The 15,376-nt window shown below is 51.7% G+C and carries 12 protein-coding genes; 3 read left to right on the forward strand and 9 right to left on the reverse strand.

Annotated elements, in window-relative coordinates; translation table 11 throughout:
• The first annotated feature begins 328 nt into the window (after nt 1-328).
• Complete coding sequence (locus NYE70_RS24865) at nt 329-2,137, forward strand: helix-turn-helix domain-containing protein (RefSeq protein WP_341048760.1); 1,809 nt, start codon at nt 329-331, stop codon at nt 2,135-2,137.
• 86 nt (nt 2,138-2,223) lie between these two features.
• Here the strand turns inward: NYE70_RS24865 and NYE70_RS24870 are convergent, their stop codons facing one another.
• On the reverse strand, nt 2,224-3,666 hold the full coding sequence (locus NYE70_RS24870; protein ID WP_211022366.1) for a methyl-accepting chemotaxis protein: 1,443 nt from the start codon (nt 3,664-3,666) through the stop codon (nt 2,224-2,226).
• 246 nt (nt 3,667-3,912) lie between these two features.
• Between NYE70_RS24870 and NYE70_RS24875 the strand changes: the two genes are divergently transcribed.
• The gene (locus NYE70_RS24875) at nt 3,913-4,665 is read left to right on the forward strand and encodes an SDR family NAD(P)-dependent oxidoreductase (protein ID WP_211022367.1); all 753 of its coding nucleotides are present in this window, start codon (nt 3,913-3,915) and stop codon (nt 4,663-4,665) included.
• Nucleotides 4,666-4,805: 140 nt separating this feature from the next.
• Here NYE70_RS24875 and NYE70_RS24880 read toward each other — a convergent pair whose 3' ends face one another.
• The 8 genes from NYE70_RS24880 to NYE70_RS24915 all read right to left on the reverse strand — a co-directional run bounded on the left by NYE70_RS24880 (nt 4,806) and on the right by NYE70_RS24915 (nt 14,491).
• Nucleotides 4,806-5,219, reverse strand: coding sequence for an SRPBCC family protein (locus NYE70_RS24880; protein WP_211022368.1), 414 nt, complete (start codon nt 5,217-5,219; stop codon nt 4,806-4,808).
• A gap of 20 nt (nt 5,220-5,239) precedes the next feature.
• A complete protein-coding gene (locus tag NYE70_RS24885) occupies nt 5,240-5,788 on the reverse strand; it encodes a TetR/AcrR family transcriptional regulator (protein WP_341048984.1) in 549 nt (182 codons plus the stop codon).
• A 513-nt stretch (nt 5,789-6,301) separates the two neighbouring features.
• Entirely contained in the window at nt 6,302-7,153 is an 852-nt protein-coding gene (locus NYE70_RS24890) for a carbohydrate ABC transporter permease (protein ID WP_211022540.1), read from the reverse strand.
• A gap of 97 nt (nt 7,154-7,250) precedes the next feature.
• Nucleotides 7,251-8,126 carry a carbohydrate ABC transporter permease gene (locus tag NYE70_RS24895; RefSeq protein ID WP_211022370.1) on the reverse strand — a complete coding sequence of 292 codons (876 nt, stop codon included), beginning with the start codon at nt 8,124-8,126 and terminating at the stop codon, nt 7,251-7,253.
• Nucleotides 8,127-8,234: 108 nt separating this feature from the next.
• A complete protein-coding gene (locus NYE70_RS24900; protein WP_341048765.1) occupies nt 8,235-9,557 on the reverse strand; it encodes an extracellular solute-binding protein in 1,323 nt (440 codons plus the stop codon).
• Between the two features lie 96 nt (nt 9,558-9,653).
• On the reverse strand, nt 9,654-11,261 hold the full coding sequence (locus NYE70_RS24905; RefSeq protein ID WP_341048767.1) for a response regulator: 1,608 nt from the start codon (nt 11,259-11,261) through the stop codon (nt 9,654-9,656).
• Nucleotides 11,258-13,024 (reverse strand): cache domain-containing sensor histidine kinase, encoded by a 1,767-nt coding sequence (locus NYE70_RS24910; protein ID WP_341048769.1) that lies wholly within the window; start codon nt 13,022-13,024, stop codon nt 11,258-11,260. Before NYE70_RS24910 ends, NYE70_RS24905 begins: the two co-directional genes overlap by 4 nt.
• 210 nt (nt 13,025-13,234) lie before the next feature.
• Nucleotides 13,235-14,491 carry a TraB/GumN family protein gene (locus tag NYE70_RS24915; protein WP_306434206.1) on the reverse strand — a complete coding sequence of 419 codons (1,257 nt, stop codon included), beginning with the start codon at nt 14,489-14,491 and terminating at the stop codon, nt 13,235-13,237.
• A 226-nt stretch (nt 14,492-14,717) separates the two neighbouring features.
• Here NYE70_RS24915 and udk point away from each other — a divergent pair, with 226 nt between their 5' ends.
• Nucleotides 14,718-15,350, forward strand: coding sequence for a uridine kinase (udk, locus tag NYE70_RS24920; RefSeq protein ID WP_211022375.1), 633 nt, complete (start codon nt 14,718-14,720; stop codon nt 15,348-15,350).
• The last annotated feature ends 26 nt before the right edge of the window (nt 15,351-15,376 follow it).

Here is a 15,376-nt window from a genome sequence, read left to right on the forward strand (position 1 = left end):
TTCATCATCCTGAATGATGTGGTTGATAGGTGCTTTTGTTTCTTGTAACCCTATATTAGGGTCCGATCATCGCAATGTCAATCATTATTTTAATTTTTCCTATTGGTTTTATCGGAATTATTTAACTTTTCCATCTCCTTGCGGTGTTCCGGCGTAATCAGTGGCGTATTCAGCGGAGTCTCAACGGTGTTTTCTGCCGTCCATTCATCCTTACTCAACCAGCAGTTGAATTCCAGCCGAGTTACTCGTCCTAAGATACATAGCGTTTCTGCCGTCCGTGTTTATAATGAAGATAACGACGTCGTAATCTGATTTAGGAGAAGAAACGATGAACAACGGGGATAAAGTAGGTAAACGCATCGCCATGCTTCGCAAGGAAAAGAAGTTCTCACAAGAGGAGCTCGCCGAGCGGCTCCATGTAAGCGCACAAGCGGTTTCCAAGTGGGAAACGGGGAAGTCGCTTCCCGAGACGGCTACGCTGCCCTTGCTCTCCACCATCTTGGGACATTCCATTGACAGCATCCTCATGCCGCAAGAATTAATCATTCTCTCCGCATGTTATACGGATGGACAGGAGAACCATGAAGTTACTCACTTCTTGAATCAGTTTGTTGTCGGCAATCAATTGACATTTCCCGTAAGCGAACAGACCCTTCCATTCAAAATTCACAGTGACCGGCTCAAGGTTCTGCTTGTGAAATTTGAGACTCCCTCCGGGGTTTATTCCGATTACGCATTAAAAGGAGACACCTTGACCATCGGGATCGACTCACAAACTTTCATGACCAAGGACGGCGAACTGGACTTTATCTTTGCAGCCTACGGCAATGAAACGGCTTATCTGAACGTGATGAAGAAAATGAGTCATCTCCAGTATTTCCGGTGGGATCAGTTTCAGGCCAATCATGAAGTGTTTCCAAGCCTCATTGACAATGAAGGACAAGACTATTTGCTGCTGATTTACCGAAATGCCGAAGGTCTCCACGCCGTCAGCTGCCGGGAGGGTGAACGCATCCGCTACAGCCCGGATCGAATGTCATTATTTTGGTACGACGACTCCAGCGAGAGTTACATTATCGAACAGGTTGACCGGCTGGGCTTCGGCAAAGGAATGGACTGCTCTTGGGGCGGCGCAATGTACCTTTCTCTGAAAAGTATGGGCGTTCAGACTTCCTATGAAAAGATCATGGGCGTCTCCGGGGCATGCTGGAAAATCTCTTTTACCCCGGCCTGGGACTACAGCTCCGCTGATGCCTTAGTAGCTTACGATTATGCCGTTCCCGCCTTTGCGGCCTATGGCTTTCAACCGATCTGGGCGGATCGGATCAGCCAGAAAGAACGAAAAGCGGAAAAGCAGCAAGTGTTGGCCAGCATTCGCAAACATCAGCTTCCTATTGCCATCAACCTGCGCGTCGCACCCGAGTGGGGCGTCATTACGGGATATCTTAATAACGGAAACACCTTGCTCTGCCGATCCTATTTCGATGACGAAACCTTCCGGGATCTTCATGATGATCCCGAATTCCAAGCCTCCATGGAAGAGAGCAAAGGTTATCTTTATGTCGATCAGTGGCCGTTCGCCATGGTGCGGTTTGGAGATCAAGGCCCGGTTCCTTCCGACTTCGACAACCTGCTTCGTTCACTGCATACCAAGGTAGACTCGATGAGCCAAACCGAAAATCGGGGTTACCGGATGGGATACGCCGCTCTGGAGACGTGGAGAGAAGGACTGCTGGATGAGGCATGGTATCGAACGGCGGAGGATTCGGATATTTCCCGGAGGCTTAGCGTCAATCATTTTTGCATGATGGCCCTAACCGACGCCCGGAAATGCGCGGCTGCTTATTTGCGTGATTCCCTGTCGCTGCCTCATGAAGAACAGGTTTCCCGGCAACTCTCAGAAATGGCCAGAATTTACGAAACCGTGTATTCTCGGCTTTCGGCTTTTTATGAAGCCATGCCAAGTGATGAAACTTTAAAAACCTCTTTCTCGGTCCGGCAGGCTTGGTCGAATGAGCAAAGAGCCGAACAGGCACAACTGCTGGAGTGGATGGCAAACCTGGAGAGACAGGGAGACGAGCTGGCGAGGCTGGTTTTGGAAAATGCGAATAACAGGCTAGCCAGCGACAAGCGTTAGTTCAGGGACTAGTTCAAAAAGGGGGTTATCTCCGCACCTTATCCTCATCCGGTGCGGAGATAACCCCATATTTTTGCGAACAACATTTATTTTATGATATCTTCCAGCTTGTTCATTAATTCCCGTAATTGATTAATCGACGTGACAATCTCTACTACATGCTGCTGCTGGACATGCGAACTTGCCAGTACCTGCTCAACCGATGCCGCGGATTGTTCCGTGAAAGCGGCCACCGTGGTAACCTCCTGGACGACGGTTTCAGAAATTTGGCGCAGACGTTCATTCATTTCGCGAACCTGTACCGCCTGTTCCAAGACCCCGGTTGAATTCGACTCGATTCCGGCAAATAGCTGTTCCGCATTCATCGCCGATTCCTTGCCCGCATCCACAACCGTACGGCCATGCTCCACTAAATCCGTCGCCTGCCCGATGCGGCTTTGAATGGATCCGAGAATGACCGAGATGTCCGTAGATGCCTCCTGAGCATGTTGGGCCAACTTCCGGATTTCCGTGGCCACCACCGAGAACCCTTGTCCATGTTCTCCAGCTCTCGCCGCTTCGATAGAAGCATTCAAAGAAAGCAGGTTTGTCTGGTTCGCAATGTCCTTAATAAGGTCCACGATGCTTTCGATCTTCCGGTTTTCCTCATTCACTTCTCCCATAACCAGGGAAGTATTTTGAACGATTTGGTCGATTTCATGGATTTTTTCCGTCAATTCGTCCATTTTGACTTTGCCTTGAACCGTAAACTCGGAAGTCGCCTTCGATTGTTCACTCATTTTAACGGAAGCCTGGCTTGTGGCACTTACATTCTCATCCACACGATGGATAGCCTCCGATATATCGGAAATGCTGGCGGACCCAGTCTCGATACCGACCGCGATTTCATTGAAGGCGGTTACGACCTGATTGGATATTTCCCCTGTATGGGTGGCATTCGCCTGCAAGCTTAGAATCGAATGACCCAGCACTTCCACCGTATTTTTAACCTCTCCCAAGACTTCCTCCGTCCGATTTTGCGCAACCGCGGATTCCGCCGCGCTGGCTTCCGCTTTCCTTCTCATTTTAGCGCCGATCAGGCTCTGTGCAATCAAGGCCGTTAGGGTGACGATCAGATAACCATTTAAGTTAATGTCACTTTCCGTTGACAGAAATTCTTTGGTCTGCAAAAAGTAGTTCGTCATCACTATCGCAAGCAGGCCGCTAAGCAGCAAGGGACGATAATTATGATAAATTGAAATAAGAGCCAGCGTAAAGAAAATAAGAAGCAGGCTGCTGTATCCCGCGCTCGCATTAATAAAAAAGAAGGTAATGATGCTAAGCCCGATCGATACGAGGTACATAATATAACGAACCCCTATTTTTCTCCAAATCAGAATCACGCACAGCAGGGCGACCGGCAGTCCGGAAATAGCCAACGTCTGTCTTATGTGTGGAACCGACAGTACAAGCCCCAGAAAAAGAGTTCCCCATAGCAACCAAACCATTAATTTGTTCCTTCGGTGCAATTCGATTAATTTCTCTGACATCACAATCACTCTCTCTCTGAGCTGTTTTATTCTACGGGGTTGCTATATTACATAAATACTTGAACACTGCACTGTAATTCGACATACTCGAACAAAATCCCTCCACCCTTTTCATGAACTCTACTATCGTTTTTTGAGCGCTGCTTTCCTATTAAACTCAAGCTTATTGAAAGCGATATCAAACAAATGATAGTATAAGGATTGGGAGATTCTCTCTACCTTATTTTGAAAGGAAGTACTCAGTCTATGGTCAATACAAAAGGGAAATGGGCATTAATTACGGGCGCAAGCCGGGGCGTAGGCTATGAGACCGCCATTTTTATGGCGCAGCAGGGTTGCAATCTCATCCTGCACAGTAGAACGTTGGAGCATACGAAGGCTTTGGAAGAAGAGGTTAAAAACCTCGGCGTGGAAGTATATAGCGTGCAGGCGGAACTCGCCAATCACGAGGAAGTGGTAGCGATGCTGGATGAAATTGAGGCAAAAGGGACGCAGGTCGACATCGTCTTCAACAATGCCGCCGTTCAGATCGCCTACCGGACCGATTACTGGAATACTCCGGTGGAGGACTTTGAACAGAGCTTCCGCATCAATTTCATCTCTGTCGTTACGATTTGTAACCGGCTTATTCCGAAAATGATTCAGCGCGGCTTCGGACGCGTTATCAATACAACCAGCGGCATCCGCAATGAACCGGAGCAAGCGGGGTATGCGGCCAGCAAAGCCGCGCTGGACAAATTCACGAAGGATTTGGCCTCCCGTCTGGAAGGCACCGATGTCATGCTGAACCTGACCGATCCGGGCTGGTGCCGGACCGATCTGGGCGGACCATCGGCCCCTAATGACGTGAAGAGCGTCATCCCGGGGATTGCGATCGGCGCCTTTGTCGACGACAAGAAGAGCGGGCGCTTCTTCCCTGCGCAAAGCTTCACCGGCTTATCTCTTGAAGAAGCCGTCGTGAAAGCGGAGCAGATCGAAGCCCAGCCTCATGTTATTTAAGAGCGTACTGTAACTGTAAATAGCATAAAAAGGCCCGTATCCGGATCAAAACATGTCCGGGATACGGGCCTTTATTTTTGGAGTCCGAAGTTGATTCATGTGTCTCCTGGGGAGTGTATGAGCGCATTTCCCTTCCCTGCTTAGTCGGTGCCAACTTGCTCCATGATCGCCGCCGTTACGGCCTCCCAATGCTGCTTCATTTCCTCCCGGGCCCAAGCGTCCGTCAGCTTCTCCTGATGAAAGCTGATTGTCGTCTTGTCGGCATGCGACGGGTTGGGAATGAGTCGAATCTGGAGCGTGGACGGCTGACTCCACCCTTTTCGTTGCCAGGTCAAGCGAAGCTGCTCCAGCGGCTTTACGACGCGCAGCTCCCCAAAGTTTCCTTCTTCGGTCGTATATTGGTGCCCCGGTTCGAGCTCCAGCGACGACAAATCGCCCAACCACAGCTTCAATCCTTCCGTGGAGAGCAGAAATGCCCAGGCCGCCTCCCTGGAAACGGGAAAAGTCCGGCGCACGCCGATCTGAAATCCGGCCGCTTTTGTTTGTCCTATCATCGAAACCACTCCTCTCAAAATTAAGGCGTAAGTCCTCTTACGAACAATTCGATGCTCGAATCCAGAAATTCCGTCAATGCCACGCCGGCAATGCCTTCCGAACCGTACAGATGAGCCATGAACGCACCGTAATTCATCCACATGAACGTAATCGCCTGCGCTTCCGGCGAAGTAGGAGTCAGCTTCCCCTTCTCCATCATCCCGGTAAAATAATTAGTCAGCAGTTCCCGAAGCTGCCGCGGGTGCTTTTGTGCCTTTTCCCGCGCGGCGGATAATTCCGCTTCCTGGAGAACGACGCGAATCCACGTCCGATTCCGATTCATGATTTCATGGTACGTTTCGGCGACCAGCCGCAAATCGCTCCGCAAATCCCACACCAGCTGCTCGGCAAAAATCGTCTCCATGGCACCGGTATAATAAAACCGGTCAATCGCCTCGTCCAGTAAATTGGGCTTGCTGCCAAAGTTACGAAACAGCGTCATCTCGCTGACTCCCGCCTCAGCCGCAATCTCCTTGGTGGAAACGCCATTGTAGCCCTTTTCCGCCATCAAAGAGAGCGCCGCCTGCATCAGCTTTTCCTTGCTGGTCAACTTTTGCTTGCCCGCAGGCTTTTGTTTACCTACCGACTTCTGTTCGCTCGTCAAGTTCTGTCTATCTCTTAATGTCTCATTAAATTCCATGCTCGCTCCTCCAAAATGTTAGTCAACACTAACATATGGATATTATATACGCTGCCTTTCTATAAGTAAAAAAAAGGAAGTAAAAAAGACGCCGTACAGGCGTCTTTTCTCTTGAAATTACCTTTCTGGTTCTGCATATAAAGCACACATCCGCCGTTCCGTCCACCATCCAACAGTTCGTTATCTTTCTTCGCCCCTCCTCACTCGCGCAAAGGGCAGCTTGTTGGATTTTTTCCAATGATATAGAAGTTACTTTTGCTTTGGTGATGTTTGGTTGGAAAATATCCAATGAAAAATGAGTGTCCGTGCCGATTTAGAGTTATAGAGAGCTTTTCATTGGAAATTATCCAATGAAAATGCTGTTTGGGCGCTGAATCAGCCATCTGGTTGGATTTTTTCCAATCATCCCTTGATCGATCCGGCGACCATCCCCTTCATGATCTGCTCCTGCAGTATGAGGTAAACGAGAATCGTCGGAAGGACGGCGATCGCCATCGCGCCCATCGTCAGGCTGTAATCGGTACCGAAGCCGTCCGAAAACAGGGACAAGCTGAGCGGCAGGGTCTTGAGCGCCTGCGTGTTGATGAACACAAGGGCGAATGAGAAGTCGTTCCAGAACCGGAGGAACGCCAGAATCGAAATCGTAGCGATGATCGGCGTGCACAGCGGCAGCACGATTTTTCCGAAGATGCCCCACCAGCCGTTGCCGTCGATCATGGCCGCCTCCTCAATCTCCCGGGGGATCGAAGCCATATATGCCATGGCCAAAAAAATCGCGATCGGCAGCTCGAACGCCGTGTAAGGCAAAATTAGCGCCCCGTACGTATCCAGCAGATGGATTTTATTCATGATGATAAACAGCGGCACAAGCGTGCTATGGATCGGAATGAGCATGCCCGCCAAAAAAATTCCAACCACCGCTTTTTTGAAACGGAACGGGAACCGGGCCAGCACATAAGCCGCCAGAACGCTGAGCAAGATCGTAAGTACAACCGCGGCCAGCGTGACAATGGTGGAATTCACCATGGCCCGTCCCATGTGCCCAAGCTCCCAAGCTCTAACTATATTCTCCTTCATCCAGACGAGCGGCAGGCCGTAAGGCCGGTTGAAGAAATCCTGATTCGTCTTGAACGCGCTAATAAACAGCCAGTATAACGGGTACAGCGTAATCACGGAATACACGAGCAGCAATAGCTTGCCAAGGCCCGATAAGCCCTTGACCGCCAACTGTCTGCCGGATAGATCCCGTCTCATCCCGCCGTTCCCACCATTTCCTTTTTGAAGGCTCTGATCGTTGGTTACCCCTGTTTTCAAGGCCGGCTCTATTTTCATGTCGCCTTCTCCTTCCCGACTAACCCGATTTCTGCCGGGTCAGGATGTAATTGATGCCGATCAAGAGCGCACTGATGAGTATGATCATGGTCGACACGGCGGAACCGTATCCGTACCGGTACACGTCAAAAGTACTGTTGTACATATACGTCGCGAGCAGCTCCGTCGAGCGCGCCGGCCCGCCGCCGGTCATGACGATGACATGGTCGAAGGCCTTCAGGCTGCCCGAGATGCACAGGACGAGCGTGACGACGACCGTGCCCCAGATCATGGGCAACGTTACATAAAGGAGTTTGCGCCAACCCACGGCGCCATCGATTTTGGCCGCATCGTCGACCTCCGGTGAAATATTTTGCAGAGCGGCAATAAAAATAACCAGGTACGGCCCGACATTGCTCCAGTTGATCGGTATGGAAATCGCCAGCATGTTGACCTGCGGATCGGACAACCAGGCCCTGGTCCAGGACTCTAATCCGATCATTCTCAGCACTGTATTGGCGAGCCCGAATTGCGTTTGGTAGATATATCCCCAGATCAGACCGACGACAACTGTAGACAGCACCATCGGCATGAAGACGGCGGAACGGACGAACCGGGAAAAGAGAGTATTTTTCAGCAGCAGCAGAGCCAGCAGAAGTGCAATCGGAATCTGTCCGATGATCGAGGATGCTACCAATATCAAATTGTTGCGGAGCGCCCGCCAAAAGATTCCGTCCTGAAACATTTCGCGGTAATTGTCCAAACCGATAAAGCTTGCCGCGCCGAAGCCCTTCCAGCTGAAAAATCCGTAATACGCCGACCAAAACACCGGCACGATAACGAACATTAAGAATAGTAACAGGGCCGGAAGCAGCGCCACGGCAATGAATCCCTTGCTTCGTAATGCGGTTGGCATGAATGCAGCCTCCTTTCTTAAGCAAACAGTCCATTTGTGTCATAAGGCTGACTTGGGGAGGGCTGGCCTCCCCCGTCCAATCCTGTATCTAACTAAAAACTGCTCGCCTTAAGGAGTAACTGATCTAGCCTGCGCATCCTGTACCTTCTGGGCTACCGATTCCGGCGTACCGCCCATCATAATTTCCTGCAGTCCGTTATTGATGACATCCGCCGCATCGGCGGACAGATAAGCGTCATAAACCGGCGTAATCCCCGTTTTCTTGACCAGGTTGAAGGCTTTATAGTACAACGAGGTAACCTTCGCCTGATCGATTTCCGTATCATACATGACCATGGAATTGCTCTCGGCAATCGCTTTTTGAGCTTCGGGGCCGCTGACGGCATAGATCAGCTCCAGCGCCGCTTCCTTGGCCTTGCCCTCCGTCCGGCTGCTTAACGCAAGCCCGCCGCCGGCTCCGCCGGTAATCGTGTTCGGGTCGCCCTTGCCGCCAGGAATCGCAGGAAGGACGGTGACGTCGATCGCTTTCATCTGCTCTTCCGTGGCTGATGCAGCCAGGTTCGTGAGCGTCCAAGCGCCGCTGATCATCATCGCGGCGTTCCCCTGGATGAAGTACTGTTCCGCCTGGGTATTGTCGATGCTGTTCGCGCCTTCCTGGAATGCCTTGTTATCCACCAACTGCTTGAAGTAACCAAGCGCTTCCACAAACTGCGGATCGGTAAACTTGGCGTCCTTCTGAGCTACTGCGTTTTTGAACCAGTCGGTTCCAGTTACCCGGTCGGCCAGCGAGCCGATAATCGTCGATTGCGCGACCCAAGGCGCCTTGTTCCCCAGCGCGATCGGCGTAATCTTGTTCTCATTGAACACTTTGATCGCCGTCATCATTTCATCCCATGTGGTCGGTACTTTTACGTTATATTTCTCAAACAATGCAGTGTTGTAATACAAAATCGAGGTGGCCGACATACCGAGCGGAACCGAATATACCTGATCCGCTTCGAACTTATACGCGTCGAAAGCTCCCGGCAAAAACTTATCTCTCCATTCCGGATGTGCGTCCAACGCTTCTGTAACCGGTTGCAACAATTTCGCGTTGTAAAGCTCGGAAGAATGGCTTCCCGCATACACAAAGAACAAATCCGGCATCTCATTGGCCGCCGCTACGGTGCTCAAGCGCTGACGATAGCCGTCCGGCGGAATCGCCTGCGCATCCAATTCCACGTTCGGATGATCCTGTTTATACTGATCGATAAAGCTGCGCACGGTTTTCGCCCGCAAATCATCGCCGGCAAAATTGTGCCAGATCGTCAGTTTTACCTTCTCCTCTTTGCCCTTGGATCCCTCAGCTTTTTCCCCGCTCTCTCCTCCGCACGCCGAAAGCAGCAGTGCAACGATTAGCAGCAGCAGACCTATTTTTCCTTTGGCTTTCATCGTCAGTCCCCCTTGATTGGATTGAGATTGTATGAAGCTCCTTGTTGATTAGCCCTAGTATAAAAGAGGGGGCCGTTACTCCACAGGGGAGAAACTTCAGTCGATAGAGGGACATTTTTCAGGTCTTTCCCGATACTCGGACGGGGTAAGCCCCGTGAATTTCTTGAACAGGCGGTTAAAATACTTCAAATCCTCATACCCGATCCCGTTCGCGATCTCGCTGATTTTCGCCGTCGTTTCCCGGAGCATAGCCATCGCCCTTTTCAGCTTCGCACGGGTAACGAATTCAATATAATTTTGCCCGGTCTCCCGTTTGAACATCGCGCTGAAATAATTCGGGTTCATATGGACATGACCGGCTACCTGATTCAAGGATAGAGATTGACCCAGATGATCGTGAATGTATGAAATGGCGCTCTGGACGGGGCTGATTCCCCCGACCATCACCTGGTGCTGGTTCATGAGCGATTCCAGATGGGCGAACAACGCCTCTTCCGGGGCGCGCGCCAGCTCATCCAAATCCAGCTCCTCCTCCGAACCGCTAAAGGAATAAGCATGGCCGATGGAGGAAGCGGCGCGCTCCAGCCAGCGCCGGCCGGCAACGGCAAGCGAATGCAGGTAAGCGCGGACCGAGCCCGGCGTCGCTTGTTCGTCCAGGCGGAGCCGCTGCAGCTGTCCGCAGATCCATGCTCTCAGCTCTTCCGGATCGCCCGCCCGCAGCAGCAGGGAGAGGGCATGCTCCTCCTCCTGGGAGCAAACGGCGCGGCAACCTTTGCGCCTCCGGATCTCATCGTACCGGAGCGTCCGCTTCAGGTGGAGCAGCCAGTGGAACTGGGCGGTCTCCTCCGCGGTTTCTACGGCGCTGCGCAGACCGCGGGCCGATACCGTCGGCTCTCCGCAGGCAGCCAGAATCGGGCAGCCCAGCGACTGCTCGGCGGACCGGATCGCCGTTTCCACGGCGCACCAGCCGTCACCGCAGTCACGCTCCCGCCGCACAACCAGCAGAAGGCCTTCTCCCCAAGGCAGCCACTCGCCTTGGAGCCGCCCTGCCAGCATGGCACCGATCTGCTCGGTCAACGCTCCGGATGCCTGCTGCAGACGTTCCCCGCCCTTAGCGCATTCAGCATCAGGGTCTTTCTGGTTGTTGGCGGTGATCCGCCAAACCTCCAACCTTTCTCCACTTTCAGTCAATCGGAGGTCCGGATACCGCTCCCGAAACTCGCGTTCCGCGATTTCCTCATCGGCTCCCGTGCCGGAAGCAAGCAGGTTGCGGAGAAAGCCCTGATTCACCAGCCGCTGCTGCATGGCGCGAAGCTCCTTGAGCCGTCTTTGCTCCAGCACTCGGTTTCTCGCCTGGTCCGCCGCCTGTACGATTTCGCCCGGGCGGCTGGTCTTCAACAAATAATCGCCCACTCCCTCCCGAAGTGCCTGCTGCACATACGAAAAATCATCAAAGCCCGTAATGATGATCAATTCCGTATCCGGAAACTTCAGCTTAACCTCGTGGGCCAGCTCCAGGCCGCTCCTTCCGGTCATGCGGATATCGGTCATGACGATCTCCGGCTGTTCTTCCGGGATTCGTTCCAGCGCTTCTTCAGCCGAAGCCGCCGGCTCCATGACCTCGAACCCGTGCTCTGCCCAAGGAATTACCGTACTTAGCCCGGTCCGGATAATGACTTCATCATCGACAATCAACACTTTCATGGCTGTTCCCCCTTGCAAGGAATCGTAAAACTGACCCTGGTCCCTTCTCCTTCCGTACTTTCCACGCGCAATCCGGAATCCTTGCCGTAATGAAGCAGCAAGCGCTTGTGAACATTACGCAGTCCATAGCTTCCTTGCGGAGAACGCGTCTGCTCGTATCTCGGATTCTCAGCCAACTGTTCCCTCAACCAGTTCAGCCGTTCGGCGGACATACCCACGCCGTCGTCTTCCACATACAATTCCAGCCGCTGTCCCTCCCCCTTGATGGAAATCGTGATCGTCCCGGGCAGCTTTTGTTTCAAGATCCCGTGAAGCATCGCATTTTCCACCAGAGGCTGCAGCAGCAGTTTTAGCATGAAAACCTCGTTCAAGCTTTCATCGCACAAAATTTCTAGCGTAAATCGATCCGGATAACGGGCTGATTGAATGTTGGCGTAGTTGCGGACATGCATAATTTCCTGGTGGACCGTGCAATATTCCTGGCCGCTATTCAGACTAAACCTTAAAAAGTCGCTCAAAGAGCCGACCATATCCGCAATCTTCGTATCCTGGTTCATTAGCGCCAGCCAATGGATCGAGGACAGCGTGTTATAGAGAAAATGAGGATTAATCTGTACCTGAAGCGCATGCATATCGGCTTCCTTTTTCAGCGACTCATTCAATTTGACCTCTTCGTTCAGCTTCACAATCCGCGAGCTTAGCCGGTTATAGCTGATGATCAGCTGACCTACTTCATCGATCGATTTGACCGGGAGGGCCGGCAACGGCTCGTCGGGACTGGCATTCTTGAGGAATCTCGTTAATGCGGATAAAGGCTTGGTAATCTTCTGTATTAAAAACAAAACGGAGAAAATAACGAGCAAAATGGCCCCGGTAACAGCTACTGCCGTCAGGGAAAGAAAATACCGGTTCTGCGACCGGTATTCCTGTGCCGGAATCAGGCCGACCAGCTTCCAGCCGACCCCGTCCATCGTCCGGTACAGAATCGTCTTTTTGTCGCTGCCTTCCCCATAGTTAAGGTCTCCGCTTATCCCGTCCAGATCCCCGATCCCCGGATAGTAATGGTCAAGCGGCAAGTTCGTCCCCATGTCCGCAGGTCCGGCAATGATCCGGTTCTCCGCATCCAGCAGCAGAACAAATCCGCTCTCCTCCATCGCGGCCTGACTCACCTGATGGGCGACGACCGACTGATCCAGATTGATCTGGAGCTTCCCGATCGGTTTGTACTTATCGGTGCTGCGAACCGGCCGGGACAGCGTTATCACCTCACGCATCCCCTCGAAGGTCCACTGGCGATGAACGGGGGACCACCATTTCGGATGACGTGCGTAGTATCCTGATTCCGTCCCGGTAATGTCCGCGAAATCCGAACGGATCAGAGACTTAAGCGTGATGCTTCGTTTGGCGTCGAGCGGCTCGATCACGATATTGGCGACGTAATCTTTGGAGAATGCCAGACTGTTCAACAGCAGAATGATGGAATTCTGCAGCTTCAAGTCGCTCTCCGGTGCTTTTAAATAGCTTTGGACGCTGCTGTTTCCGATCAGAAACAAGGACATATTCTCCGCATCCCCTACCATCGTCCCGAGATAAGCCTCCAGTTGGCGAAGCGTGTTCATCCCCGATATTTTGGCCTTTTCTTCGGACACGCCCTCCGCCATTTTGTAGGAGAACAATCCGAGAAACAGCAGAGGAACCAGCGTGGCGAAGATGATTAAGAGCGACAACTTATGCTTGAGCGATTTCCCAAGCCACTGCTGCATGCGGCAAGCTCCCCCCCATTTGGAACAATTTTTATATAATATACCATTGGTAGCGCTTTCTCGGAATACTTTTTACTAAGCGTGCTTCTCTTCAATTAGCCCCCCCGAGCTTGGCATGAAATGAGACCCGGTTTAAAACAAAAAACACGCCGTGTCCGGCGTGCTCATTGTTTGTGATTCATATTCATATTCATATTCGTATTCTTAAATCTATTTTCTAGTAACCGTAAATCCCTTTTCCTCCAGCAGGTTCACGATCCCGATGTCTCCGGCCATATGTGCCGCACCCACCACGATCAGATAGACGGAAGATTTTTGGCCTTTCAAATAGCCTTCGATTTTATCGGTCATTGCAATGTTCCGGTCTACGAGCATCGCCTTGTTGAATTCCTCGTTCTTGCCCATTTCCTGGACCAGCTCCAGCAAGGCCGCGTCGTTACCGGTTTTCCACATGTCCGCCATAGCAGTCACGCTGTCGTCAACTTGATCGAAGTTATTCAATACGGCAAGCAAATTGTCTTCCTGCAGCTTCGGCGAAAAGCCGTTAAACATGCCCAATTGGGATTCGTACGACTCCAGTTCGATAATCGGAAGCTTGCGCTCCATCGCCTTCGTAAGGAAGTAAAGATCGATGCCGGTTTGCCCCTCATATCCTGTTTTGGAGGCCTGGAGCGTTGAAAGCGTCGTTTCGACCACCCATGGCTTGAATGCATCCAGCGCATCCTTAGGCAGGCCGTTTTCCGCTAAAATGTTACCCAGCTTGGCGTAAGTCGTCTCGGAAATATGATCCTTCAGTGTGGTTCCATCCTGATAGGCACCCAGCTTCATGACCAGTTCCTGGGTTTCCGGATCGGCGGCCTTCGCAATATCGACTTCTACCCCAAGGTAATCGGCCTCTTCAAAGGCTTGTTCTATAGAAGGATGCAGCGGGTAAAAGCTGGCGTCCGCCAGGTGCATCGAACCGAGCAAATATACCTTATTGCCGGCATTCTCGACCTCCCACAGGAATCCGCGTCCGCTTGCCGCTACCTCCTTGCTCTTCAGGATTACGGTTCGGGACGCCTCATCCCAGAAAACCTCGTATCCGGCTGCATCCCCGAACGAACGTACCGGAAGATATGTAACTCCTTCAATCTGCTTTGGCGCGGAGCTTAACTGAACCGATTGTCCATTGACGACGGCTGCATTCCGGCCGTTCTCAAGCTCGATCGTCAGTCCGTTTTTCGTTCCTTTGACAAGTTTGGACTTGGCATCCTGTTCAAACTTGAAATTGAGCGCCTCAAACAGTTCCTCCATAGGGACCAAGGTCATCCCGCGATCGATCACCGGCGCATGTCCGTCAAATCCGACCCGCTCCCCATCCACTTGCAGTGCCACCGGTTTGGCGGCAGCGGAGGCCGCTGGCGCAAACAAAGTCACCGCTAAAAGCAGCGATAAAAAGGAGGCTGCTATTCTCTTCATTCCCATCTTCCAAATTTCCCCTCTCATAGATATTCTTTCATAGATTATATCGAATTCATTCTATGAAGCCAACCCAAGCCGCTTAAGAGCCCGGGTTATGCGCGCCATAATTTCGACACATGAACAAAAACCGCGCAAAACAGGCCTGCTGCGATGGTGAAAAAATACGGATGCTATGCTACAATACTGAAATGTTCTTAGGGAAATTAAGTAGGAGGTTATTTGAATCGCCATGTTAATTATCGGCATCGCCGGCGGCACCGGCTCCGGAAAAACAACAGTTGCCCGCTCCGTCATTGAGCAGCTTGGATCGGATAAAGTTACGTTTATATCGCAGGACAATTATTATAAAGATCAGTCTCACTTAACGATGGATGAACGTCAGCTGACCAATTACGATCATCCCTTCGCGTTTGACAACGAGCTACTGATCGAGCATTTAACCCTTCTCAATAGCGGACAAGCCGCCTATGCGCCGGTATATGATTTTACCCAACATACCCGCTCGGCCTCGGATACCGTTCATCTTAAACCAAACCGCATTGCCATTGTCGAGGGTTTATTCGTGCTCTATGACGAAAAACTCCGCAATTTACTCAATATCAAAGTGTTTGTGGACACGGATTCCGATGTTCGCCTGCTGCGTCGTGTTCTGCGGGATATCGAGGAACGGGGCCGCTCAATCCACTCCATCCATCAGCAATATCTAGCCACAGTGAAGCCGATGCATGAGGCGTTTATCGAGCCCTCCAAAAAATACGCCGACCTGATCATCCCCGAAGGCGGGCATAACGAGGTCGGCATCCAATTGTTGACCATATTAACGGAGAAGTACTTAACCGGCGGTGAAAACTGGCTGGTTTAGAATACTCATCCTATTTCATACCGCTA

It is taken from the genome of Paenibacillus sp. FSL R5-0407 (genome assembly GCF_038009185.1).
In the GTDB taxonomy this organism is placed as follows: domain Bacteria; phylum Bacillota; class Bacilli; order Paenibacillales; family Paenibacillaceae; genus Fontibacillus; species Fontibacillus vini.